Raw genomic sequence first — 22,958 nt, forward strand, 5'->3', positions numbered from 1 at the left:
GCCTACTCCCCACACCTAATGGCAAATCGAGCCCGGACTCGCTACACCGCGGACGACTTCCCGGACCCGGCATCGACGGATCACATCACCCACAATCCGAGCCTCGACGACCTCCGCGCCTTCTCCGAGCCCCTCGAAACGACCACGGAATACGGGTCGCCCTCCTACGTCAGCGACTACCGCTCCCGGAGTTCCGAGCGGACTCGGAACGCCGTCGACCACGAGTTCGACGACGACGATTACGTCGCGTTCGAGAGCGCGCTCGACTTCGTGGAGGACGCGTCGAACGACGTGGTCGCCGTCGACCGCGTCGTCGGCCGCCACCCCGACACGTCGTTCGTCTGCCGGCTGTTCGTCCCGAAGGCGTACGGCCGCATCGCGCTCGCCTGGGCGAAACTCCTCGAACCCGCGCCCGCGGACGCCGACCCCGACTTCGTGACGGTGCAGGTGCCCGAGCGCGACGAGACGACTATCCGCGTCCTCCCCGAGGAAGGCGTCACCGCCGTCCTGGGGAGCGACTACACGGGCGAGGCGAAGAAGTCCTTCCTCCGGCTCTACATGTACCGCGCGAAACAGCAGGGCGGCCTCGGCCTGCACGCGGGATCGAAGCGCGTCCACCTCGACGACGACGCGGGCGAGCGCGACGTCGGCCAGCTCTTCCTCGGCCTGTCCGGGACGGGGAAGTCCACGCTGACGAGCCACGGGCTCTGGCTCGACGACCCCGAGGGCGCGGAGATGCTGCAGGACGACGTGTGCGCGCTCCTCCCGAACGGCACCGTCACCGGCAGCGAGGGTGCGGGCCTCTACATCAAGACCATCGGCCTCGAAGCCGACGAACAGCCCGAACTGTACGACGCCGCCACCTCCGAGACCGCCGTGCTGGAGAACGTCGCGGTGGACGACGACGGCGCCGTCCACTTCGACGAACCCCGGTACGGGTCGAACAGCCGAGCCGTCGTCCTGCGCGACGAACTGGAGAGCGCCGCGGACGACATCGACCTCCCTTCGGTCGACCAGGTGTTCTTCATCACCCGGAACCCCCTGATGCCGCCGGTCGCGAAGCTCGACGAGGCCCAGGCGGCGGCCGCGTTCATGCTCGGCGAGTCCGTCGAGACGAGCGCGGGCGACCCCTCGCGGGCGGGCGAGTCCATCCGCGTCGTCGGCACCAACCCGTTCATCATGGGCTCTGCGGGCGAGGAGGGCAACCGCTTTCGCGACCTCATCAGCGACCTCGGCGTCGACTGCTTCGTCCTGAACACGGGCGTCGTCGGCACGGACACGCCCGCCGACGTGGGCGTCGAGGAGACCGTCGCATTGCTCGAAGCCGTCGCGCGCGGCACCGTCTCCTGGACCCAGGACGACGACCTCGGCCTCACCGTCCCGAGCCAGGTTCCCGGCATGGACGTCTCGAAGTTCTCCGTCCCCGAGCGCACCAGCGACTTCGCCGACGCGCACCGGTCGCTCGCGCAGGAACGCCGCGAGTACCTCGAATCCTTCCCCGAACTGGACGACGACATCGTCGACGCGACCTACTGAGGCCTCCCGAGAGTTATTTTCGCGAACGCCGAATAGAGTTATAGTCTCGCGAGCGCTCCGAACGAGTAGGTGCACGCGGGCACCTGCTCCCGTTTGTCATCCACATAGTCCGGCCCGCTCCCGGGCCGCTTTCGCTACTCCTCGACCAGCGGGAAGCGCGCGAGCCGCGCCGCCGCGATGGACGTGAGTCCGCGCGAGGTCGTGGAGTCGCCGCCGCGGACGTTGTGCGCGAGTTCCATGCCGGTGGTGTCCGCCACGGGAACCAGGCGGACTTCGGTGCCGTCGGGGCCGACCTCGAAGAGGAGGTAGGACTGCGGGAACGAACACGTCGTCGGCGACATCACCTCGCGAACCCCGTCGATTGTCGCGACCGCGGGCAGGTGGAGGTGGCCGGTGAGGACGACCGGGTCGGTGCCGGTGGCGAGCGCGTCCACCAGGTCGTCCGTGTTCCGCGTGATCGGCGGTATCGCCATCTCCGCCTCGACCTCGTCACGGTGCGAGCGCAACTGGTCGTACGTCGGCGGGAGGTTGTGGTGCATAAGCACGAAGACGGGCCCCTCCTCGGCGAGCGCGTCCCGGAGGAAGTCGAGTTGCTCGGGGGGCACGTCGCCCTCGTGGGAGTCGAGCAGTCGGTCGTCGCCGCCCGAACTGTTGAGGCCGACGACGGTCACGTCGCCCACGTCCGCGCGGAACGGGAGGCTGCCCGGCGTGTACTGCTCGACGAACCGGTCGAGCGACGGCGTGTCGTGGTCGTCCCCGTCTTTGCGCACGTCGTGGTTCCCCGGAACCGCGTAGAACGGCACGTCGAGCGACTCCAGAATCCCGTCCACGGTCTCGTAGTTCCATAGCTCGCCGTCCTTCGTCAGGTCGCCCGGGGAGAGGACGGCGTCGAGGTCGCGGCCCGCCATGTCCTCGACGGCGGCGCGGAAGTGCGCTTCAGTGTGCTCGAAGAGTTTCGATGTGCCCTCCGCCTCCGTCGAGAGGTGGGGGTCGGCGACGACGGCGAACCGCGTCGTCTCGTCGCTGCGTGGTCGCGCGAACCGTGCCATCAGGCTGCCGGGGTGTGTCTCAGTCATCGAAGAATAGCTCGGGGTTGTCGAACTCGACTGTTCCGTAGTGCGTCTCGTCGAGCGCGCGAACGTGCGCGCGAAGCACGCCCTCCGAGCGGGCGTGTTCCGCGAGTCCGGTCGCGGCGTCCTCGGGGAACGCGCCGACGAGGAGGACGGCGTCCGCCGCCTCGGCGTTCCGCACCTCTATGACGAGGTAGCGCGTCCCGCCCGCGGACTCCGCGTACACGACGTAGTCCGTGACGCCCTCCGCGACGAGTGTCTCGAAGTCCTCGCCCTCCTCGCTCGGGACGACGAACGCCAGGCCCACGGTGTCGGTTCCCTCGACGTCGGGGCCGACGGGGGCGAGGTGGCCGGCGCGGACCGTCGTCGCGTCCCACCCGTCCTCGACGAGGGCGTCGGCGCGCTGTTCGGCCTCGCTCAGGGTTCGTCCCCAGGCGTTCGTCTCCCGGATGTCGTTCGCACCCGGTGGATCGTCAGCCATCAGGTACGGAGTGGCGTCACCTCCACTCGAATCTTCCGTCATTACCTACACCATACCTATATATTTATATTTATAAATAAATATGCCTACGTTGCATACAGTATCTTATATATAATGCGTGGGAAAGAGTCAAGTAGTTTGTTATATATCTACTACACGATGTCGGGAGACACCACCCGTCGAGGCTTCTTGACTGCTGCAGGAACTGGCGTAGCCGCCGCCATCGCCGGCTGCTCGAGTTCCGGCGATAACACGACCCAGGACGACGGTACACAGACACCCGGGGGAGGGACGCTCGAGATGATGGCAACTGGTTCTATCCAGACGCTCGACCCTATCAACGCCAAGGGATCCGGCGCCGGATACAACCAGTACGGCGAACCCCTCATGCAGTTCCCTAACGGCCTCTATCCCCCGGAGGCCGCGCTCGTCGAGGACTACAGCATGTCCGAGGACGGGCTCACGTACACGTTCAACCTCAAGCAAGACCTCACCTTCCACGACGGCCAGGAGTTCACCGCACAGGACGCCGTCTACACGTATCGCCGGATGGCCGAGTCGTCGAACTCCCGTAACAAGGACGACATCATCGGCCAGACGATGACCATCGAACACGAGAAGGACGCGAGTATCGCGGCACCCAAGGACGAGGAAACGCTCGACGACATCGTCCCGAAGAGCCTCGCCGTCCGCGCACCCGACGACTACACGTTCGAATTCGACCTCGCAGCGCCCTTCGAGTACACGCTCTTCCAGATTGCGGGCGGGAACTGGGCCATCCTTCCCGAGAACGCCGTCGGCGACATCGAGGGCTACGAGGGCAAGTACAGTTACAACGAGTTCTTCAGCACCGCGAACGGCGGCCCGAAGTACGCCGGGCTCGGCGCGTTCCAGGTCGACTCCTGGACGAAGGGAAGCGAAATCACGCTCTCCGCGTTCGAGAACTACTGGAACGGCGAACCCGAACTCGACGAAATCCGCTTCACCGTCGTCACGAGCGGGAACACGCGACTCAACCGCTTCAAGGGCGGGAACGCGCACATCCTCGAAGGGATGCCGACCGCCTCATTCAACCCCGACAACGTCTCCATCGAGGAGACGAAGGGCAGCCGCAAAGTCGGGACGTACACGTTCGGCGACGGCACCGAGGTCAACTACGGCCAGATTCCCGCGCTCACGACGGAGTACCTCGTGTTCAACGCGCTCAAAGTGCCGATTCCGGTTCGGAAGGCGTTCGCGTACGCGCTGAACCAGCACGACGTCGCTGAGAACGTCTACAAGGGAACCGCGACGCCCGCCTACCACATCACGCCCCCGGACCCCTACCCGACATTCGAGGAGGGCGTCACCTCCCGCGAGACGTACACCCGTCACGCCGAGGAAGGCTATCAGTCCAACACCGAGTGGGCGGAGAACGGCTATCCGTACGGCTACGGCGAAACCATGCTCGACGCGGCGACACAGGTGATGGAGGACGCCGGCTACAGCGAGGACAACATGTTCTCCCTCACCGCGACCACCAAGTCCGGGGACGACGCGTACACGCAAGTCCTCACCACCCTCCAGTCGAAGCTCCGCGCCGCCCACGTCGACATGGAAATCACGGAAGCGAGCATGGGAACCATCATCAGCCAAGCCATCAACGGCAGCATGGAGGTGTTCGCGCTCGGTGACGGCATGGAGTATCCCGGCCCGCAGAACTTCCTCCGCTACCTCCACGGAAAGAACCCGAGCGGCCAGTTCACTCGGTGGGGCGCGGAAGGCAGCTACTACGACGAGGACATCTACCAGCTCGCCCGCAACACGTGGGAGGAGCAGTATACCGGCGACGACGCCACGGCCGAGACGCAGGCTGAGGCGTTCCAGACCATCGAGGAGGTCAACTGGGCGTCGGTTCAGGAACTCCCGCTCGTCAATCCCATCAGTCAGCGCTTCTGGCACCAGAACGTCGACGTGACGATGTACGGCGTGATGGAGAACCAGACCTTCGACGACGTCACCATCGAGTAGCGCGGCCGAGGCGAATCCCCGCCTTTCAAACGACGCGAACCCCCAATATTTCGATACCCTATATGCATTCATACGGCGCGACCGAACGCCGCTCTGGTGTCCGCGAGTTCGGTCCAGCACCGCATACGACAACACGACGGAGGGTAGACCGTGAGTAGACTCAAGTACCTCGGAAAGCGGGTGTTGATGATGATTCCAGTCGTCTGGCTGGGCGCGTCGATGACGTGGTTCATCATTTTCATGGGGCCGATAGATCCCGCGGCCCGGCTGTTGAGCGAGGGCCAGACGCGGAACCCCGCCGCGTACCGGCGGGCGCAGGAACAACTCGGTCTGAACCAACCGCCACTCCAGCACTACCTGGACTGGATGTGGAACCTCGTCACGTTCGACCTCGGACAGACGTGGTTGCTCTACCAGGGGTCGAGCGTGAACGCGCTCATCCTCGACTTCCTCCCGCGAACGCTCTTCCTCGGATTCTGGAGCGTTCTCATCGCCGTTCTCATCGGAATCCCGCTCGGGTTCTACGCGGGAATGCGCTCGAACACCGTCATGGACTACGTCGCGTCCATGGGCGGTATCGTCTGGCGTGCGATGCCGAACTTCTGGCTCGCCATCATGCTCCTCGTCCTCCTCCAGAACTCGGAAGCCTACTTCTTCGGCTTCAACTGGCAGACGTTCGGCGTGAATCTCGGCGCGCTCACCGGCGCCCCCGATATGTCGAAAATTTGGACTGTTGAGGGGTTCCTCGCGGCGACGAAGAAAACAATTCCCGCGGCGCTCGTGCTCGGGTCGGCGTCGATGGGGAACGAGATGCGTATCGGCCGCACCGCCGTCCTCGAAGTGAAGAACCAGGAGTACGTCGACCTCGCGCGGGCGAAGGGCGTCTCCGACCGCGCCATCGTCTGGAAGCACATCTTCCGGAACGCCCTCATCCCCCTGGTGCCCGTCATCACGAGCGAGGCGTTCCTCCTCATCGGCGGGAGCGTGCTCGTCGAAACCGTCTTCGGCATCAACGGCATCGGCTGGCTGTTCTACCGCGCCGCCATCCAGGGCGACCTCCCGCTCGTCGGCTCCCTGATGTACATCTTCATCCTCATGATTGTCGGAGTAAACCTACTACAGGACGTCCTGTACACGTTCATCGACCCGCGCGTCGGACTGGAGGGGAACTAGCATGTCGGAGACCGCCACCAACGACTCGTCCGGCGTCACCGACAGCGAGCAACGCGCGCTCACCGACACGCGATTCATCGCGTGGGCGCTAGCCGGACTCGTTCTGTTCGCCGTCGAAGCCCCCGCGCTCGTCACGTTCGTCACGGGCTTCCTCGCGGACGCCGTCGCGGCGTTCCCGTCCTCGTACGCGACAACCGCCGCCGATATCCTCGTCGGCATCGAACGCGCCGCGACGGATCTCCCGACACTCCTCTCTCGCGAACTCGTGCCGAACGAGGGGTACTGGAACGGCGAACAGTGGGTCGGCACCTTCCTCGGCCTCTCGCCCGCCGCGTCCTGGGCGATTCGCGTCGCCCTCGTGTACGCGTACGCGTTCGCGTGGCTCGGCTGGCTCGTGGCGGGCTACCGCCTCTACCGGCGGCGCTACCGGACGGCCGACTGGACGCCGCGCGACGACGTGGTCGACCGGTTCCGCGGGCACTCCTGGGGGAAGTTCGGATTAGTCGTCGTCTTCCTCTTCGTGACGATGGCCGTCTTCGCGCCGACGCTCGGCCCGACGACGGTCGACCAGAACATGCGGAACTCCTACGAGCACGAAATCAAGTACTGGGACGCGGACGCCCAGGAAGTGCAGTCGACGCTCGTCGGACAGGCGAACCGCGACTCGGAGTCAGCCGGTAACTCCGCGAACGTCGGCCCGTTCTCCTACGACGACTACGGCCGCTACCATCCGTTCGGAACGATGCCCACCGGCAGGGATCTCTTCACGTTCATCGTCGTCGGGTCGCGAATATCGCTCATCATCGGCGTCCTCTCCGTCGCGTTGAGCGCGCTGCTCGCGACCTCGCTCGCACTCCTCTCAGCGTACTACAAGGGGCGCGTCGACCTCAGCCTCGTCCTCCTCTCTGACGCGGTGATGGCGATGCCACAGTTACTCCTGCTCATCATGCTCAGCAAGGTGCTCTCCGACACCTGGATTGGCGGTATCTACAGCGGCGGGTTCGTGCTCGCACTCATCTTCGCGGGGACGGGCTGGACGTACATGTGGCGGTCCGTCCGCGGACCCGCCCTCCAGGTGTCGGAACGCTCCTGGATCGACGCCGCGAGAAGCTTCGGACAGACACCAGTTACCATCATGCGACAACACATGCTTCCGTACGTCACCGGCTACCTGCTCATCTACGGCTCGATGACGCTCGGCGGCGCCATCATCTCCATCGCCGGCCTCTCCTACCTCGGGCTCGGCGTCGCACCGCCCACGCCCGAGTGGGGGCGCGCAATCAACCTCGGACAGGACTACGTGGCGACGGGGTCGTGGCACATCTCGCTCATCCCGGGCATCCTCATCACCATCGTCGTCACGGGCTTCAACGCGCTCGGCGACGGCATCCGTGACGCCATCGACCCGCAGTCCGACAGCGCGACCGGCGAGACCGCCGGCCGCGGGGGTGGCGCATGAGCGAGACGCAGCGCGTCACCGACGCACCCCTCCTGTCCGTCCGCGACCTGCGGACGGTGTTCCACACGGAACGCGAGGACATCCACGCCGTCGACGGCGTCTCCTTCGACATCTACGAGGGCGAGTCCGTCGGCCTCGTCGGCGAGTCCGGGAGCGGGAAGTCCGTCACCGCCCGCTCCATTCTCGGTTTGGTCGACGAACCCGGCCACATCGAGGACGGCGAGATTCAGTTCCGCGGGGACAACCTCGTGGAGGACGGCTGGGACGCCCACCGCGGCGACATCTCCATCGTCTTCCAGGATCCCAGTAACGCCCTCAACCCCGTCTACACGGTCGGAAACCAGATTCGTGAAGCGCTCTCCATCCACCAGGATCTCTCCGGGGCGGCGGCGCGCGAGGAAGCGGTCGACCTCCTCGAAACCGTCGGCATTCCGGACGCCGACCGCCGCGTCGAGGAGTACCCGCACGAGCTCTCCGGGGGGATGCAGCAGCGCGCGGTCATCGCCATCGCGCTCGCCTGCGACCCGGACGTGCTCGTCTGCGACGAACCGACCACGGCGCTGGACGTGACGATTCAGGCGCAGATCCTCGATTTGCTGGACGACCTGCGGCGCGAGGAGGGGCTCGCGCTGCTGTTCATCACGCACGACATGGGCGTCATCGAGGAGGCGACCGACCGCGTGAACGTCATTTACGCGGGCGAGGTCGTCGAGCACGCGTCGACGGAGACGCTGTTCGAGAACCCGAAACACCCCTACACGCAGGCGCTCCTGAAGAGCATCCCGGGCCGCACCGACCCGGGGCAGGAACTCCCGACGATTCCGGGCGAGGTGCCGACGCCGACCGAACCCGCGACGGACTGCCGGTTCGCGCCGCGGTGTCCGAAAGCCTTCGACGCCTGCACGCAGGTCCACCCCGAACCCATCGACATCGAGGAGACCGAGACCGAACACGAGGCCGCCTGTCTGCTCTACCCCGACGACCGCCCGCGACAGGAGGCCGTCGAACTGCACCAGTCGAAGACGGAGGACGACCGATGACGCAGAACACGCTCGACGCACGCGACGCCGGAATCGAGGAACCGCTCGTGTCGGTCCGCGACCTGAAGACGTACTACACGGACGACTCCATCATCGCCTCGAAACCGCCCGTGAAGGCTGTCGACGGCGTCTCCTTCGATATCTACGAGGGCGAGACGCTGGGGCTCGTCGGCGAGTCCGGCTGCGGGAAGTCGACGCTCGGCCGGACGATGCTTGGGCTCGAAACCGCGACCGACGGCGACGTGCTCGTCGACGGGACGGACGTCGCCGACCTCTCGGGCCGCGAGCGCCGCGAGTGGGCGCGGAACGCCGGCATGGTGTTCCAGGATCCCGAGGAGAGCCTGAACGACCGGATGACCGTCGGCGAAATCGTCCGCGAACCGTTGGACGCGCACAGCGTCGGCACGCCCGACGAGCGCCGCGAGCGCGTCCGCGGCCTCCTCGACACGGTCGGGCTGAACGAGGAGCACTACTACCGCTACCCCCACCAGTTCAGCGGCGGGCAGAAACAGCGCATCGGCATCGCCCGCGCGCTCGCCCTCGAACCCGACTTCCTCGTGCTCGACGAACCCACGTCGGCGCTGGACGTGTCCGTGCAGGCTCGCATCATCAACCTCCTGAACCGGCTCCAGGACGACCTCGGACTCACCTACCTCTTCATCAGTCACGACCTCTCCGTGATGCAGCACATCGCCGACCGCATCGCCGTGATGTACCTCGGGAACGTCGCGGAACTCGGATCCGCCCGCGACGTGTTCGACGACCCCGAACACCCGTACACGGTCAGCCTGCTGTCCGCGGTTCCCGGCCGGCACGGGACGGACGTGGATCGCGTCGCGCTCCCGGGGACGCCGCCGAGTCCGCGCGACCCGCCGAGCGGCTGTCCGTTCAACACGCGGTGTCCCGCGAAGATCCGACCCCCGGAATACGACGACCTCTCAGTGGACGCGTGGGACGCCATCGAGGGGTTCCGCGAAGTCCTGCGGGGCCGGGCGCTCGGCCAGGACGGCGCGTTCGCGGACGTGAAGCGCCGACTCGGGTTCGTGGACGCGGACGTGACTGAGAGCGTGGACGAACTGTTCTCGAGCGTCGCGATCGACGGCGACGCGTGGGCGGTTATCGAGCGATCCATCGACCTCGCCGAGGACGCCCGGTACGCGGAGGCGGAGGCGCTGCTCGCGGACGAGTTCGGCGGCGTCTGCGAGGAACAGGATCCGGCGAACGAACTCGGCGACGGTCGCGTGAGCCGGTGTCACCGCCACCGATCGGAGTACGAGGACGTCCAGTCCGTCATCGAACGACGCCGCGGCGACTGAGCCCGCAGTTCCGCACGCTCACCGGCGTATCGCGACTACGACTGGCTCGATACGCCGACGTGCGGCGGGGCGGTCGTCTCCGTGCCCGGCGCGGTCTGCGCGGAGTGCTCGTCGCCCGGACGCGAAGACGAGGACTGCTTTCGGGAGGTGATGACGCGTCTCGAGGACTATCGATAGAGCGAGTAGAGAATGGCGAGGAACCCCAGGAGAGTGAGTGTGGTCTGCGCGAGCACGCCGTAGAGGAAGTCGAGCGGCGTCACGAGGTCGATGACGCCGCCGAGTACCGCGCCGACGGTGATGGCGGTAAACCCGATGCAGAGCGCGCGCAAGGCCGTGTTCTTCGTCTGCATGTACGCGCGGTAGGAGAGGTGGGCGATGGCCGCGCCCGCGAGCAACGTCAGTGCTTTCGTGGCGACGATCAGGGTTTCGACGGAGTTCATGTCTGTTTTCTCACTTCGTTCCAGAGCGTGGCGAGCCGATCTTCGGGCCCGCCTTCCGGCCGGGACAGCGACACCTCGAACTCGCGCTCCTCGGTGAGCGCGACGGCCACCTCGTCGAACCCCAGCCGGTACGTGGTCGCGTGGTGGCCGTCCTCCCGGAGTTCCGTGCCCTCGACGAGCAGCGACGCCTCCGAGAGGAGCTCCAGCTTGCGGTACGTGGTCGACGTGGGGATGTCGCAGGCCTCCGCGAGTTCGCCCGCCGTCATCGGCTCGTCGAGCGCGCGCACGATGCGGCGGCAGTCGGGGTCGCCGAGCGCGTCCAGTATCGCCTGGAGCTCGGACTCGCTCTCGCCGGACTGCGACTCCCGCGCCATACACCGACCTCGTCTCTCTGCCTACAAAGAATCGCCGCTTCCCGCGGCGGTTCTCACGCTCCGGGAATCTACGCCTTCAGCTGGGCTTCGAAGTTCTCCCGGAGCTTCTCCAGTTTCGGCGGGATGGTCGCCTGACAGTACGCGTCGTCCGGGTTCTTCTCGAAGTAGTTCTGGTGGTACGCCGCGGCCTCGTAGAACGCGTCGAGCGGTTCGACCTCGGTGACGATGCCGTCGTACTTCCCCTCGTCTTCGAGGGTCTCGATGAAGGACTCGGCGAGTTCCTGCTGGTCGTCGCTGTGCGTGAAGACCGCGGAGCGGTACTGGGTTCCCACGTCGTTGCCCTGCCGGTTCAGCGTCGTCGGGTCGTGAACCTTGAAGAACACTTCGAGGAGTTCGGGGTAGCTCACCACGTCCGGGTCGTAGGTGAGCTGGACGACCTCCGCGTGGCCGGTGTCGCCCGTGCACACCTCCTCGTACGTCGGGTCTTCGACGTGCCCGCCCGCGTACCCTGAGGTCACGTCCTCGACGCCCGCGATGCGCTCGAACGCCGCTTCCACACACCAGAAACACCCGCCGCCGAACGTCGCTTTCTCCATACCCGGTCTTGGGGTTCTATCGGCTTAGGGGATTCGCCCCCGGAGACGCGGACGCCAACCGTTTTGTCGGGCGGGGGCGAAGGAGCGGTCATGGCTCTCGCAGTCTCCGTCGTCGTCCCCGCGTACGCCGACGGGGAGCGACTCTCGATCTGTCTCGACTCGCTCGACGGACAGGACGCGGAGGTCGTGGTCGTCGCCGGAACGGACGCGGACGCCACGGCTGCTGTCGACCACGACGCGGTGGACGTCGTCGTCCGGGACGACGGTGGCGGCGCCGGCGCGGCGCGGAACCGCGGTGCCGCGGCGGCGAGCGGTGACGTGCTCTGCTTCACGGACGCGGACACCGTCGTCCCGGACGGCTGGGTCGCCGCTCACGCGCGCCACTACGAGGACGGGGGCGTGGTCGGCGTTGGGGGGCCTGCGCGGCCGCTCGAAGACTCCGCGAGCGACCGCGTGCTGTTCAAACTCCTCTCAGATTACTGGTATCGCGTCTCGTGGCCGGTGGGGTTCGTGCAACTCCCGACGTTCAACTGCAGCTATCGCGCGTCGACGTTCCACGCGAACGCCGGGTTCGACGAGGCCATTCCGTTCATGGAAGACACCGAGCTCTCGATGCGCCTCCGTGACGCGGGCGAGTTCGTCTACGACACCGAAACCGAAGTCCGAACCTCAGCGCGCCGCGAGCAGGACGAGGGCTACCTCTCGCTGTTCGCGACGTACGCGAAGGGCTACCTCGACTACTACGTCCTCGACCGGTCTCCCGACGAGAGCTACTTCGAGTCCCGGTAAGCGTTAGTGCCGGCCGTTCCAAGCCCGGGTATGGCAGTCAGTCGCCGGGTCGCCATGGCGCTCGTCGGCGTGCTCGTGTTCGCGGTGTACGCCGCGGCGGCGGCGCTCGCGTACTGGGTGCTCGCGGGCGCCGTTCGCGCCGACGTGTCGCTCGCGTCCACGCTCGCAATCGTCGTCGTCGCCACGGTCGTGTTCGCGTACGCGAGCTACCGCTTCGGCACCCGGCGCGTCCTCCGAGAACTCGACGCCCGCCCGCTCGCCCGTGACACGTCGCCCGCGGCGTACGACCGCCTCGACCGCCTCGTCGACCGGATGGACGTGGGGACGCCGACGATCTACGTCGCGCGGATGCCGATGCCGAACGCCATCAGCCTCGGCGGCCCCAGCGAGGGGGCTATCGTGTTCGACCGCGCGCTCTTCCGCCTCCTCACGCCCGTCGAGTTCGAGGGCGTGCTCGCGCACGAGCTCGCGCACCTCGAAAGCCGGGACAGCCTCGTGCAGACCGTCGCGTACAGCCTCTCCCGAACGGTCGTGAGCCTGCTCGCCGTCGCACTCCTCCCGGTGACGCTGCTCGCGACCGGCGTCAGTCGGCTGTTCGCCTGGGCGCGCGGCCGGCCGTTCGAGTCCTCCGGATTCGACGTCCACCGCCGTATCGGCGCGCTCGTCCTCGCCGTCTTCCTCGCGCTCACCCTGCTCGTGCGCGCGCACTCGCGCTCCCGGGAGTTCGCCGCGGACGAACGCGCCGTCGAAGTGACCGGGCGACCGGGCGCGCTCGCCACCGCGCTCCGGAAGATAGCGCGCGCGAGCGAACCCGCTGACGGCATCCTCAGCCCGCTCTACGTCCACACCGACGAGACCGACGACGAGCGCTGGTTCAGCACCCATCCATCGATGGACGAGCGTATCGAACGCCTCCGGAAACTCGCCGAGTAACTCGCCGCCTCAGCAAGCCCTTTTCGGCTCCCACCCGATTCCGCGGTATGGTCGAGAACCAGAGCGACACGTTCGACATCGGCGGCGACCTCACCGTGCACCGACTCGGGTTCGGCGCGATGCGCGTCACCGGCGAGGACATCATCGGCCGGCCCGACGACGAACAGGCCGCGCGCGAAGTCCTCCAGCACGCCCGCGACGTCGGCGTGGACTTCATCGACACCGCGGACTCCTACGGCCCCGGCGTGTCCGAGCGCCTCATCCGCGAAGCCCTCCACCCCTACGACGACGTGGTCGTCGCCACCAAGGGCGGCCTCCTCCGGAACCGCGACGGCGACTGGCTCCCGCAGGGCGACCCGGACTACCTGCGGAACGCCCACCTCGCCAGCCTCGACCGCCTCGGCGTCGACTCCATCGACCTCTACCAGTACCACCGCCCCGACCCCGAGGTCGACTTCGCGGAGTCGATTCACGCGCTCGCGGAACTGAAGGACGACGGCGTCATCGAGCACGTCGGCATCAGCAACGTCTCCGTCGAGCAACTGGAGACCGCGCGCGACATCGTGGACGTGGCGACCGTCCAGAACAACTACAACGTCGCGAACCGCGAACACCAGGACGTCCTCGACGCCTGCGAGGAGTACGACATCGGCTTCATTCCATACTTCCCTATCGGCGCGGGCGACCTCGACGAGAAGGAGTCCGTCGTCCGGGAGATAGCCGACGCGCACGACGCATCCGTCTACCAGATCGCGCTCGCGTGGCTCCTCCACACGTCGGACGTGACGCTCCCCATCCCGGGCACGTCCAGCGTCGACCACCTCGAGGAGAACGTCGCCGCGTCCGCCCTCGATCTCACGGACGACGAACTCGCGCGCCTCGACGCGTAAGCCACCCAACTGTTTTCCTCCGCGGGTGCGGACGCTCCCGTATGGACACCGTTCAGGCCGACGACTCTCGGTTCGCGGACGTGCCGGACTACGACTACGAACCCGAGTACGTGGAGACGGGGGACGCCGAGATGGCGTACGTGGACACGGGCGCGGGCGCGGAGACGTTCCTCTGCCTGCACGGCGAACCGACCTGGGGCTTCCTCTACCGGACGATGATTCCCACGCTCGAAGAACGCGGCCGCGTCGTCGTCCCCGACCTCCCCGGGTTCGGGCGCTCCGAGAAGTTCACCGACCGCGACGACTACACGTACCACCGGCTCTACGACGCCCTCGAAACCTTCCTCGTCGAACTCGACCTCCGGGATGTAACGCTCGTCTGCCAGGACTGGGGCGGCCTGCTCGGCCTGCCGGTCGCCGCGAACAACCCCGAGCGGTTCGCTCGCCTCGTCCCGATGAACACCGGCCTCCCCGACGGCACCGGCGGGATGCCCGACGTCTGGCACGAGTTCCTGGAGACCGTGGAGACCGCGCCCGCCCTCGACGTCGGCGAGGTGGTTGCCGGCGGCTGTGCGAGCGACCTCGACGACGCCGTCGTGGACGCGTACCGCGCGCCGTTCCCGAGCGAAGACCACCTCGCCGGCGCGCGCACGCTCCCCGGCCTGGTGCCGCTCGACCCCGACGACGAGGCCGCCGACCCGATCGCGGACGCCCGCGAGCGCTTCGCGGACTGGGAGAAACCCGTCTTCGTGCTGTTCTCCGCGGACGACCCGATCACGCGCCCCGCCCGCGGCGACCTCGCCGGCGTGTTCCCGACCGCGGACGACCAGCCGGAGACGTGGATACCGGAAGCCGCGCACTTCCTGCAGGAGGACGCCGGGGAGACCGTGGCGGAGGAAATCGTCGCGTTCGTCGACCGAACCTAGACGCAGACGTAGAACACGAGCATGACGGCAGTGAGGGTCGCGACGCCGACGACGAGGAAGCCGTACAGCGCGTCGCCGTCCTCCCGGCGGGCTTCGAGGAACCGGTCGAGGCACCGCTCGGAGAGCAAGACTGCGAGCGACCCGGCGAGGATGAGGGCGACGGCGAGCGCGAGCCGGCCCGGCGTTCGGAGCGTGTTCCCCTGACCGGCGTACTGGGCGAGCGCGACGGCGCCACCGCTCGTCAGGCAGAACAGGACGTACTTCGCTGATTCCTTGCGGAGGAAACCGCTCACGCTGCCCGTCACGGTGTCTACTGTACTCGACGTAGTCGCTATAAGTATTCGGGCGGGGTGCGGCTCCCGGCCAGCCGGTGTGAAGCGGAGGTGTGTGACGTCTCCGCGCGGCCGACCGGTCTGTGATTCGTCGATACGACCCTGGCGTCCCACCGCCCGAGTCGCATCACCCAATCATGGTAGGGGAACTTCGCCCCTGCACTCCGACTATAGTACCCTATAGGCATAGTTAGTTGCCGATTAAACGGGATAGGGGCGGCTTACCGGTCGGGCGTCTGCGAGGACGGAACCGTCACGGCGGGGAGGCCGGCCTCGATCTCGTCGCGGCGACGCTCGAATGCGCCGGGGAGGACGAGGCGGCCGCCGAGGTCGGAGCGCGGTTCGTCGCTGTCGTACCCGGGGTCGTTCGTCGCGAGTTCGAACAGGACGCCGCCGTGCTCGCGGACGTAGACGGAGCGAAACCAGTGGCGGTCTATCTGCCGGGTCGGGGAGAGGCCGCGCGACCGCACGGCGTCGCGCATCGCGGACTGGTCGTCGTCGGTCGGCGTCTGGAACGCGACGTGGTGGACGGTTCCCCGGCCCTGCCGGCCGCCCGCGGCGGTCGAGACCACGTCAACGTACCTCCCAACAGATCCGGCGGCGGCGAACCGCGTGCGCTCGTCGCCGGGCGTGTCGTCGGGCGACTGCTCGCTCCCGGCCCTCTCGAGGCCCATCGTCTCCAGGAGTTCCATCGTCGGTTCCGTGTCCGCTATCCGGAGCGTCACCGAGTGGAACCCGCGAATCGCGTGCTCCGCGGGCGCGAACTCGGTCCACGGCACGACGGGGTCGTCGTCCGGAATCTCGGTCTCCACGAGTTCCACCGGGAGGCCGTCCGGATCCTCGAAGGGGAGCACCGTCTCTGCTTGCGGCGCGTCGCCGCTCGCGTTTTCCGGGGCGGTTCCCGCCTCGTTCCCGAACCGTTCGACGCGCGCCTCGTACGTCACGCCGTGCTCGTCGAAGCGTTCCTCCCAGTAGTCCAGGCTCCCCTCGGGCACGCGGAACGCCGTGCGGGACACCTGCCCCGACCCGACCTTCCCCTGACGCATCTCCGCCCAGGGGAAGAACGTCATGCTCGTTCCGGGCGTTCCCTCCGCGTCCGCGAAGAAGAAGTGGTACGTCTCGGGGTCGTCCTGGTTGACGGAGCGCTTCACCAGCCTGAGTCCCATCGTCTCCACCCAGAAGTCGAGGTTCGCCTGGGGGTCGCCGGCGATGCAGGTCACGTGGTGGATGCCCGGCGTGGGCGTTGGAGTACTCATACCCCGGATGGGGGCTCCTCGGACTTGAGTGCGCGCTAACACTCGCGTCACCGGGTGGCGTGCGCTCGACTGGACGCTTTTTTATCGCTCGCACGCACACGACCCAGTAATGAGTGAGTTCGACTACGAGTCCCTCGGACTGGTCGCGGGACTCGAAATCCACCAGCAACTCGACACCGCGGAGAAGCTGTTCTGCGGGTGTCCGACGACGCGCCGCGAACCCGAGGAGGCCGTGCGTTCGTTCACCCGATTCCTCCATCCGACGAAGAGCGAGCTCGGCGAGATGGACGAGGCCGCCCTGGAGGAGTCCCAGGTCGAGCGCGAGTTCGAGTACCTCGCGTTCGACTCCACGTGTCTCGTGGAGGAGGACGACGAACCGCCCCACCGGCTGGACGAGGAGGCGCTCGACACCGCGCTCGAAATCTCCCGGCTCCTGGACGCGACGGTGGTCGACGAGGCGCACGTGATGCGGAAGGTCGTCATCGACGGGTCGAACACGAGCGGGTTCCAGCGCTCCACGCTGCTCGCCCAGGAGGGCGAGATCGAGACGAGCGAGGGCACCGTGGGTATCGAGGACGTGATGCTCGAAGAGGAGTCCGCCCAGCGCGTCGAGGAGACCGAGTCCGGAGTTCGGTACGGACTCGACCGCCTCGGGATTCCGCTCGTCGAAATCGGCACGAAGCCCGACATCCGGTCGCCCGAGCAGGCCCGGGAGGCCGCCGAACGCATCGGCATGCTGTTGCGCTCGACGGGGAAGGTGAAGCGCGGTCTCGGGACGATTCGCCAGGACGTGAACGTCTCCATCGCGGACGGCGCGCGCGTCGAGATGAAGGGCGTGCAGAGTCTGGACGACATCGAGGACCTCGTGCGTCTCGAAGTCCAGCGCCAGGTTCGCTTGCTCGACATCGCGGAGTCGCTTCAGTCCCGGGACGCCTCGGTGGGCGACGTGCAGAACGTCACGGACACGTTCGAGGCCACGGACTCCTCGGTGATTCGGGGCGCGCTCGATTCGGGCGGCCGCGTGTTCGCGGTTCCCCTCTACGGCTTCGACGGCCTCGTCGGGACGGAACTCCAGCCGGATCGCCGGCTCGGCACGGAGTTCTCCGACCACGCGAAGCGCCACGGCGCGGGCGGCATCTTCCACACGGACGAACTGCCCGCGTACGGCGTCACCGAGGACGAAGTTGCGGCGCTCCGCGAGGCCGTGGACGCCGGCCCGGAGGACGCGGTCGCCATCGTCGCGGCGGGCGCGGACGTGGCGGAGGGCGCTATCGAGGCCGTCGCGGAGCGCGCCCGGGTCGCCATCGAGGGCGTGCCGGAGGAGACGCGGGGCGCGAACGAGGGCGGGACCACTGAGTACCTCCGCCCGCTCCCCGGCGCGGCCCGGATGTATCCGGAGACGGACGTTCCCCCGGTCTCGCCCGACCCGAGCGAGGTCGAACCGCCCGAACTCCTCACGGAGAAGGTCGAGCGCTACACCAACGAGTACGGTTTGAACGAGGACGTGGCGGAGCAGGTCGCGTACGGCCGGCGCTGGCGGCTGTTCGAGGAGGCCGTCGAGATGGGCGTGGACGCGAACCTCGCCGCCCGCACGCTCGAATCCACGGTGACGAAACTCCGCCGGGACGACGTGCCGACCGACCGCCTCACCGCCGACCACTTCCGCGGCACCTTCGAACTCGTCGTCGCCGACGAGCTCACGCAGGAGGGCGTCCCCGAACTCCTCGCGGCGCTCGCCGAATCCCCGGACTCCGACCCCGCCGTGCTGGCGGACGAACTCGGCCTCGGCTCCGTCGGTGAGGAAGAAGTCCGCGAGACTATCGTGGAGATCGTCGAGCGGAACGAAGACCAGATAGAAGACCAGGGGATGGGCGCGTTCTCCGCGCTGATGGGCGAGTGCATGGGCGCGCTCCGCGGGAAGGCCGACGGCGAACTCGTCTCGGACGTGCTGCGCGAGGAAGTGCAGAAGCGCGCCTAATCGCCCTCCGCGAGTTTTTCGAGGAGCGTGTCGAGGGAGTACGACTGGAGGGCGCGCTGTGCGTCCCGGAGTTCGTTGATGACGAACGTACTGTTGGTTCTATCGACCTCGTCGAGGGCTTCGAACTCGCCGATGAGGCGCTCCACGTCGTCGGAGTCCGGGAGGTGGGCGACGACGACGAAGTCCGTCTCGCCCATCGTGAAGAAGCATTGCGTGACGCCCTCGATGGCGAGGATTTCCTCGCCGAGTTCGTCGTATGGGCCGTTGTAGTCCGCGAGCACTTCGACGACGACGGTGACGTCGAGGCCGAACTTCTCGATGTCGATGTCGTAGAGGTCGTTCGTGATGACGCCGGCCTCCCGGAGGTTGTTGAGGCGGTAGTGGATCGTCGAGACGGGGATGTCTGTCTCCTCGTGGAGGCGTTCCGGGCTCCCGGTGCCGAGGTCGCTGATGGCCTTGAGGAGCCGAACGTCGCGTTCGTCCATACCGTCGCTGTCGGCGGTGACCGGCAAGTAACCACCGACCACGAGACCTGGCGCTCTCTCCAACTCCCGGGGGCTGCACTGAACTATCATCCCGGGATACCGGATTCTGTTGTAGATGAGTTTAAGGACTTCCGGATGTGATGTAGTTATATATGAAAATGAAAGGGATTCTGGGAGCCGGATTCGAAACCGCGCTCCTCTTCTGCCTCCTCGCGCTCGCCTGGGGCACGTCGTTCGTCGCCATCGAAGTCGGACTGCATCACGTCCCGCCCCTCCTGTTCGCGGGTCTCCGGTACGTCATCGCCGGCGGCGTCCTCCTCGCCGTCGCCCTCGTCACCGCCGACCGCCGCGTCCCCCGCACCCGCGACGAGTGGCTGCACGTCGGCGTCGTCGCCGTCCTCGTCGTCGGCGCGTACCACGGCTTTCTCTACCTCGGCGAACAGTACGTTCCCGGAGCCGTCGCCGCCGTCGTCATCAGCCTCACCCCCGTCCTCACCGCGCCGCTCGCGGGCGCCCTCCTCCCCGACGACTCCCTCGGCCTAATCGAAGCCGCCGGCCTCGCGTTCGGCGTCGCCGGCGTCGCCGTCATCGCTCTCCCCGGATCCAACGTCGGCTCCACGAACGTCCTCGGCGTCCTCCTCGTCTTCTGCGGCGCGCTCAGCTTCGCGCTCGGCAGCGTCGCCTCCCGCCCCCTCGACGCCGGCCTCCCCGTCCAGACCACCCAAGCGTGGGCGATGCTCCTCGGAGCCGGTGGCCTCCTGCTCGTCGGATTCCTGCGCGGCGAATCCCTCGCGGGGGTCGCGTGGAACGCCACCAGCGTCGGCAGCCTCCTCTACCTCTCGCTCGTCGCCGGCGCCGGCGGCTACCTCCTCTACTTCGTCCTCCTCGAACGCGCCAGCCCCACCGAGATCAACCTCGTCGGGTACGCCGAACCCGCGGTCGCGACGCTCGTCAGCTGGGTCGCGCTCGGTCAGGTCGTCGAAGCAACGACTATTCTGGGGTTCGCCGCGATACTCTTCGGGTTCGCGCTCCTCAAGCGCCGCGCACTACTCTCGGTCGCCCGCGCCACGACCCGCGCCGCGCAAGGCGCCTAGGTCGAACGTGAGCGGAATCCGCTGCGATATCTCGTGCGCGATGAGCACGAGCACGACCGCGAACGCCGCGTCGAGCAGCCAGTGGATGCCGAGGTAGAACGTGGACACCACGATACAGCCCGCGGCGACCGTCACCGTCCACGCGTACAGGCGGTCGCCGGTCTTCCACGCGAAAATAGCCGCGAGCGTCGAGAGGCCCGTGTGGAGGCTGGGGAACGACTTCATCAGGGTGTCCGTCGCGAACGTCCCCGCCATCACGATGGAGTTCAGGTCGTACAACAGCGGCCGCACCGACACCAGCGAGTACCCTGTCACCTTCACCGGTACGAACACGAAGAAGGGCGCGGCGAGCAGGACGAGACACGCGTACGCCGCCGCGTACCGGTAGGCCTGCTCGCGGTCGTGCGCCTTCAGTTTGAAGTACGTGAACAGCACGACGAAGGGGAAGCCCACGAGGTACGCGAACACGAACAGCATCGTGAGCGGGCGCGCCGTCACCGTCTGGAACACGCCGACCGTCGCGCCCTCTATCGCGTAGACGGTGTCCGTGAACGCCGTCTCCACGTGGTACTTCGCGAGTTCGTTCACGCCGAACGTCAACAGCCACGCGACGCCGAGGTACTTCCAGTCCGTTCGGAGGAACTCGCGTATCTCGCGCCGAAGCTTCAGGTCTGGAAGGAAGACGTACGCGCCGAGCGCGAACGCCCCGAGCGACGCGATGGCGACGTACGCCATGTACTGTGTCTGCGGGGAGAGGGAGGAGGGCATTGTCAGTCGTATATATGTATCTATATACAAAAACGTTTAGTCATCTGACTTCCTCTGCGCACGGCGCAAGATACCACGGAGCGTGTTCACCTCGCGTCCGGTCGGGTGCGCGCGCCCGAGGATGCGCCGCACCATCCGGAGCGTCTTCGGCTTCTTCTCCTCGGGGTAGTCGAGGTCGTCCAAGAACTCGCCGAAGTGCTCGTAGAACGCCTCTATCTCCGCCTCGTCCGCGCGCTGTGTCGACACGTCGGGGAGCTGGGTGTCGTCGCGCGCGAGCTCTTGGAGCTCGTACAGCGCGACGGTCGCCGCCTGCCCGAGGTTGAGCGAGGGATAGTCGGCGCTCGCGGGAATCGACGCCACCTCGTCGATGCGTTCGAGTTCCTCGTTCACGAGGCCGACGCGCTCCCGACCGAACACCAGACACGTCTCCGTCTCCACGTCCCCGAGCGACTCGACGAGTTCGTCGGGCGTGCGGAACGGGAAGCGCGTGTGCTTTCGCGCGTCCTCGTTCGTGATGGACGTGAACCCCACCGTGTGGAAGTTCTCGACGAGGTAGTCGAACGCCACGATGTCGGCGTTCGGCAGCACGTCCTCGCGGGCCTGCCCGGCGAACCCGTACGCCTCGCTGTCCCGACTCAGGTCCGGGGGGTCGACGAGGTAGAGGTCTTCGAACCCGAAGTTCTTCATCGCTCGCGCGATAGTGCCGACGTTCCCCGACGTCTCCGCGTCCACGACCGCGACGACCGGCTTCATGGCGCACGGTAGCCGGGGGTCGCGTAAAAACCGCGTGACACGCCGGAAGCGCCGACTCTTTGACGGTGGCACTCGCCCCATCCGGTATGCGAACTGTCGACGCCGCCGGCCTCGGAATCGGGGACGACCACCCGCCCCGCATCATGGGCGTGCTGAACGTCTCCGCGGAGTCACCGTACTCGCCGAGCGTGTACGACGACCCCGCGGAGGCCGCGGCGTACGTCGAGGACGAACTGCTCGCGGAGGGCGCGGACATCATCGACGTCGGCCTGGAGTCCGCGAACAAGAAGTTCGACGTGTTGAGCGCAGAACAGGAACTCGACCGGCTCGACATCGCCCTCGAAACCATCGAGCGTGTCGAGGGCGACGCCGTCTTCAGTATCGAGACGCGGTACCACGAGGTCGCTGACGCGGCGCTCGCGGGCGGATTCGACATGGTGAACGACATCTGCGGGTTCGCCGATCCCGAGATGCCCGGCGTGTGCGAGGCGCACGACGCCGCGGTGGCGAAGATGGCGAGTCCGCCCGACCTCGAACGCCCCGGCGCGGTCGAGTCCGTCGAGGACATCTACGACGCGCTCGGCCTGAACGGCTTCACGGATAAGACAATCGTCGACCCCGCGTTCGGCGGATGGTCCGCGGAGAAAACCCTCGACGACGACCGGGAGACGTTCGAGCGCCTGCGGGAGTTCCGCGCGCTCGGCCGCCCCCTCCTCGTCTCCATCAACCGGAAGAACTTCCTCCGCGACCTCGCCGGACGGAGCACGGCCGAAGCGCTCCCCGTCAGCCTCGCCGCCACCTCGATGGCCGTCGAGCGCGGCGCGCACGTCATTCGGACGCACGACGTGGCCGAAACGAGGGACGCCGCCGTCATCGGGGACGCGTTCAGCCGCGAGCGCGCCCGCACGCCGACCGTCGAGGAACTGGACGTGACCACCGTTCGGGAGGCAAAACGCCACCTCGAACAGCACGACGGCGCGACGGAGGACGCAGCGGGGAGCGTGTCGCGCGCGTTCAGCGTGCGCGGGCTCACCGCCGCCGATCGCGACACTCTCACCGCCGCCGCGTCCGCCGCCGGCGCGGTCGCGACCGGGGACGAAACCGTCTTCCTCGCGGGCACCGCCGCCAGTCTCGAAACCGTCGCGGACGCCGTCGCCGACGGCGCTGGACGGCTTCCCGACGTCGCCGCCGGCATCCGAAACACCCTGACGTAACGAGAAAGCTTATACCTGCGGCGGAAAAATCCGCGAGCGGAGGCT

General features: G+C 67.3%; 23 protein-coding genes. 13 read left to right on the top strand and 10 right to left on the bottom strand.

What is annotated here, in order from left to right; translation table 11 throughout:
* The first annotated feature begins 18 nt into the window (after nt 1-18).
* The gene (locus tag FQU85_RS09415) at nt 19-1,536 is read left to right on the top strand and encodes a phosphoenolpyruvate carboxykinase (ATP) (protein WP_145847231.1); all 1,518 of its coding nucleotides are present in this window, start codon (nt 19-21) and stop codon (nt 1,534-1,536) included.
* A 134-nt stretch (nt 1,537-1,670) separates the two neighbouring features.
* Here FQU85_RS09415 and FQU85_RS09420 read toward each other — a convergent pair whose 3' ends face one another.
* A complete protein-coding gene (locus tag FQU85_RS09420; RefSeq protein WP_145847232.1) occupies nt 1,671-2,612 on the bottom strand; it encodes a metallophosphoesterase in 942 nt (313 codons plus the stop codon).
* A complete protein-coding gene (locus tag FQU85_RS09425) occupies nt 2,605-3,087 on the bottom strand; it encodes a hypothetical protein (RefSeq protein ID WP_145847233.1) in 483 nt (160 codons plus the stop codon). The genes FQU85_RS09420 and FQU85_RS09425 overlap by 8 nt, the downstream gene beginning before the upstream one ends.
* Before the next feature lie 303 nt (nt 3,088-3,390).
* On the opposite strand from FQU85_RS09425, the gene FQU85_RS09430 reads away from it, so the two are divergent.
* From FQU85_RS09430 to FQU85_RS09450, 5 genes are all read left to right on the top strand, one after another.
* Nucleotides 3,391-5,097: an ABC transporter substrate-binding protein gene (locus FQU85_RS09430; protein WP_240792416.1), complete on the top strand. Its 1,707-nt coding sequence runs from the start codon at nt 3,391-3,393 to the stop codon at nt 5,095-5,097.
* Nucleotides 5,098-5,247: 150 nt separating this feature from the next.
* Nucleotides 5,248-6,270 (top strand): ABC transporter permease, encoded by a 1,023-nt coding sequence (locus FQU85_RS09435; RefSeq protein ID WP_145847235.1) that lies wholly within the window; start codon nt 5,248-5,250, stop codon nt 6,268-6,270.
* Between the two features lies 1 nt (nt 6,271).
* Nucleotides 6,272-7,729 (top strand): ABC transporter permease, encoded by a 1,458-nt coding sequence (locus FQU85_RS09440; protein ID WP_145847236.1) that lies wholly within the window; start codon nt 6,272-6,274, stop codon nt 7,727-7,729.
* Nucleotides 7,726-8,769 carry an ABC transporter ATP-binding protein gene (locus FQU85_RS09445; protein ID WP_145847237.1) on the top strand — a complete coding sequence of 348 codons (1,044 nt, stop codon included), beginning with the start codon at nt 7,726-7,728 and terminating at the stop codon, nt 8,767-8,769. Before FQU85_RS09440 ends, FQU85_RS09445 begins: the two co-directional genes overlap by 4 nt.
* Entirely contained in the window at nt 8,766-10,085 is a 1,320-nt protein-coding gene (locus tag FQU85_RS09450) for an ABC transporter ATP-binding protein (RefSeq protein ID WP_145847238.1), read from the top strand. Before FQU85_RS09445 ends, FQU85_RS09450 begins: the two co-directional genes overlap by 4 nt.
* Before the next feature lie 167 nt (nt 10,086-10,252).
* On the opposite strand, the gene FQU85_RS09455 is transcribed toward FQU85_RS09450, so the two are convergent.
* The 3 genes from FQU85_RS09455 to msrA form a co-directional block, all read right to left on the bottom strand.
* The gene (locus FQU85_RS09455) at nt 10,253-10,525 is read right to left on the bottom strand and encodes a hypothetical protein (RefSeq protein ID WP_145847240.1); all 273 of its coding nucleotides are present in this window, start codon (nt 10,523-10,525) and stop codon (nt 10,253-10,255) included.
* Entirely contained in the window at nt 10,522-10,899 is a 378-nt protein-coding gene (locus FQU85_RS09460; RefSeq protein ID WP_145847242.1) for a helix-turn-helix domain-containing protein, read from the bottom strand. Before FQU85_RS09460 ends, FQU85_RS09455 begins: the two co-directional genes overlap by 4 nt.
* Before the next feature lie 68 nt (nt 10,900-10,967).
* Nucleotides 10,968-11,495 carry a peptide-methionine (S)-S-oxide reductase MsrA gene (gene msrA / locus FQU85_RS09465; RefSeq protein ID WP_145847246.1) on the bottom strand — a complete coding sequence of 176 codons (528 nt, stop codon included), beginning with the start codon at nt 11,493-11,495 and terminating at the stop codon, nt 10,968-10,970.
* A 90-nt stretch (nt 11,496-11,585) separates the two neighbouring features.
* Between msrA and FQU85_RS09470 the strand changes: the two genes are divergently transcribed.
* Genes FQU85_RS09470 through FQU85_RS09485 form a run of 4 tightly spaced genes read left to right on the top strand, consistent with a single transcriptional unit; the run spans nt 11,586 to nt 15,033 of the window.
* A complete protein-coding gene (locus FQU85_RS09470; RefSeq protein ID WP_145847248.1) occupies nt 11,586-12,284 on the top strand; it encodes a glycosyltransferase in 699 nt (232 codons plus the stop codon).
* Between the two features lie 30 nt (nt 12,285-12,314).
* Nucleotides 12,315-13,217 (top strand): M48 family metallopeptidase, encoded by a 903-nt coding sequence (locus FQU85_RS09475; RefSeq protein ID WP_145847250.1) that lies wholly within the window; start codon nt 12,315-12,317, stop codon nt 13,215-13,217.
* Between the two features lie 47 nt (nt 13,218-13,264).
* A complete protein-coding gene (locus FQU85_RS09480) occupies nt 13,265-14,107 on the top strand; it encodes an aldo/keto reductase (protein ID WP_145847252.1) in 843 nt (280 codons plus the stop codon).
* 41 nt (nt 14,108-14,148) lie between these two features.
* The gene (locus FQU85_RS09485; protein ID WP_145847254.1) at nt 14,149-15,033 is read left to right on the top strand and encodes a haloalkane dehalogenase; all 885 of its coding nucleotides are present in this window, start codon (nt 14,149-14,151) and stop codon (nt 15,031-15,033) included.
* Here FQU85_RS09485 and FQU85_RS09490 read toward each other — a convergent pair.
* Together FQU85_RS09490 and FQU85_RS09495 are read right to left on the bottom strand one after the other, a co-directional pair.
* Nucleotides 15,030-15,338 (bottom strand): hypothetical protein, encoded by a 309-nt coding sequence (locus FQU85_RS09490; protein WP_145847256.1) that lies wholly within the window; start codon nt 15,336-15,338, stop codon nt 15,030-15,032. The two genes, FQU85_RS09485 and FQU85_RS09490, sit on opposite strands and share 4 nt — an antisense overlap.
* A 248-nt stretch (nt 15,339-15,586) precedes the next feature.
* On the bottom strand, nt 15,587-16,621 hold the full coding sequence (locus FQU85_RS09495) for a VOC family protein (RefSeq protein ID WP_145847258.1): 1,035 nt from the start codon (nt 16,619-16,621) through the stop codon (nt 15,587-15,589).
* Between the two features lie 109 nt (nt 16,622-16,730).
* Between FQU85_RS09495 and gatE the strand changes: the two genes are divergently transcribed.
* Nucleotides 16,731-18,599 (top strand): Glu-tRNA(Gln) amidotransferase subunit GatE, encoded by a 1,869-nt coding sequence (gatE, locus tag FQU85_RS09500; protein ID WP_145847260.1) that lies wholly within the window; start codon nt 16,731-16,733, stop codon nt 18,597-18,599.
* On the opposite strand, the gene FQU85_RS09505 is transcribed toward gatE, so the two are convergent.
* Entirely contained in the window at nt 18,596-19,084 is a 489-nt protein-coding gene (locus FQU85_RS09505; protein ID WP_145847262.1) for an Lrp/AsnC family transcriptional regulator, read from the bottom strand. The genes gatE and FQU85_RS09505 overlap by 4 nt on opposite strands.
* 152 nt (nt 19,085-19,236) lie before the next feature.
* Here FQU85_RS09505 and FQU85_RS09510 point away from each other — a divergent pair, with 152 nt between their 5' ends.
* Nucleotides 19,237-20,178 carry a DMT family transporter gene (locus FQU85_RS09510; RefSeq protein WP_145847264.1) on the top strand — a complete coding sequence of 314 codons (942 nt, stop codon included), beginning with the start codon at nt 19,237-19,239 and terminating at the stop codon, nt 20,176-20,178.
* Here the strand turns inward: FQU85_RS09510 and FQU85_RS09515 are convergent.
* On the bottom strand, nt 20,131-20,946 hold the full coding sequence (locus FQU85_RS09515) for a phosphatase PAP2 family protein (RefSeq protein ID WP_145847266.1): 816 nt from the start codon (nt 20,944-20,946) through the stop codon (nt 20,131-20,133). The two genes, FQU85_RS09510 and FQU85_RS09515, sit on opposite strands and share 48 nt — an antisense overlap.
* Before the next feature lie 36 nt (nt 20,947-20,982).
* Nucleotides 20,983-21,699 carry an RNA methyltransferase gene (locus FQU85_RS09520; RefSeq protein ID WP_145847269.1) on the bottom strand — a complete coding sequence of 239 codons (717 nt, stop codon included), beginning with the start codon at nt 21,697-21,699 and terminating at the stop codon, nt 20,983-20,985.
* An 86-nt stretch (nt 21,700-21,785) separates the two neighbouring features.
* On the opposite strand from FQU85_RS09520, the gene FQU85_RS09525 reads away from it, so the two are divergent.
* Nucleotides 21,786-22,913: a dihydropteroate synthase gene (locus tag FQU85_RS09525; RefSeq protein WP_145847270.1), complete on the top strand. Its 1,128-nt coding sequence runs from the start codon at nt 21,786-21,788 to the stop codon at nt 22,911-22,913.
* Nucleotides 22,914-22,958 lie beyond the last annotated feature (45 nt).

The organism is Salarchaeum sp. JOR-1 (genome assembly GCF_007833275.1).
Classification (GTDB): domain Archaea; phylum Halobacteriota; class Halobacteria; order Halobacteriales; family Halobacteriaceae; genus Salarchaeum.

Excerpts from the sequence above, each read along its gene's own strand:
- FQU85_RS09415 (WP_145847231.1), top strand. The coding sequence starts at position 19 with ATGGCAAATCGAGCCCGGACTCGCTACACCGCGGACGACTTCCCGGAC.
- FQU85_RS09420 (WP_145847232.1), bottom strand. The coding sequence starts at position 2,612 with ATGACTGAGACACACCCCGGCAGCCTGATGGCACGGTTCGCGCGACCA.
- FQU85_RS09425 (WP_145847233.1), bottom strand. The coding sequence starts at position 3,087 with ATGGCTGACGATCCACCGGGTGCGAACGACATCCGGGAGACGAACGCC.
- FQU85_RS09430 (WP_240792416.1), top strand. The coding sequence starts at position 3,391 with ATGGCAACTGGTTCTATCCAGACGCTCGACCCTATCAACGCCAAGGGA.
- FQU85_RS09440 (WP_145847236.1), top strand. The coding sequence starts at position 6,272 with ATGTCGGAGACCGCCACCAACGACTCGTCCGGCGTCACCGACAGCGAG.
- FQU85_RS09445 (WP_145847237.1), top strand. The coding sequence starts at position 7,726 with ATGAGCGAGACGCAGCGCGTCACCGACGCACCCCTCCTGTCCGTCCGC.
- FQU85_RS09450 (WP_145847238.1), top strand. The coding sequence starts at position 8,766 with ATGACGCAGAACACGCTCGACGCACGCGACGCCGGAATCGAGGAACCG.
- FQU85_RS09455 (WP_145847240.1), bottom strand. The coding sequence starts at position 10,525 with ATGAACTCCGTCGAAACCCTGATCGTCGCCACGAAAGCACTGACGTTG.
- FQU85_RS09460 (WP_145847242.1), bottom strand. The coding sequence starts at position 10,899 with ATGGCGCGGGAGTCGCAGTCCGGCGAGAGCGAGTCCGAGCTCCAGGCG.
- msrA (WP_145847246.1), bottom strand. The coding sequence starts at position 11,495 with ATGGAGAAAGCGACGTTCGGCGGCGGGTGTTTCTGGTGTGTGGAAGCG.
- FQU85_RS09470 (WP_145847248.1), top strand. The coding sequence starts at position 11,586 with ATGGCTCTCGCAGTCTCCGTCGTCGTCCCCGCGTACGCCGACGGGGAG.
- FQU85_RS09475 (WP_145847250.1), top strand. The coding sequence starts at position 12,315 with ATGGCAGTCAGTCGCCGGGTCGCCATGGCGCTCGTCGGCGTGCTCGTG.
- FQU85_RS09480 (WP_145847252.1), top strand. The coding sequence starts at position 13,265 with ATGGTCGAGAACCAGAGCGACACGTTCGACATCGGCGGCGACCTCACC.
- FQU85_RS09485 (WP_145847254.1), top strand. The coding sequence starts at position 14,149 with ATGGACACCGTTCAGGCCGACGACTCTCGGTTCGCGGACGTGCCGGAC.
- FQU85_RS09495 (WP_145847258.1), bottom strand. The coding sequence starts at position 16,621 with ATGAGTACTCCAACGCCCACGCCGGGCATCCACCACGTGACCTGCATC.
- gatE (WP_145847260.1), top strand. The coding sequence starts at position 16,731 with ATGAGTGAGTTCGACTACGAGTCCCTCGGACTGGTCGCGGGACTCGAA.
- FQU85_RS09505 (WP_145847262.1), bottom strand. The coding sequence starts at position 19,084 with ATGGACGAACGCGACGTTCGGCTCCTCAAGGCCATCAGCGACCTCGGC.
- FQU85_RS09510 (WP_145847264.1), top strand. The coding sequence starts at position 19,237 with ATGAAAATGAAAGGGATTCTGGGAGCCGGATTCGAAACCGCGCTCCTC.
- FQU85_RS09515 (WP_145847266.1), bottom strand. The coding sequence starts at position 20,946 with ATGCCCTCCTCCCTCTCCCCGCAGACACAGTACATGGCGTACGTCGCC.
- FQU85_RS09520 (WP_145847269.1), bottom strand. The coding sequence starts at position 21,699 with ATGAAGCCGGTCGTCGCGGTCGTGGACGCGGAGACGTCGGGGAACGTC.
- FQU85_RS09525 (WP_145847270.1), top strand. The coding sequence starts at position 21,786 with ATGCGAACTGTCGACGCCGCCGGCCTCGGAATCGGGGACGACCACCCG.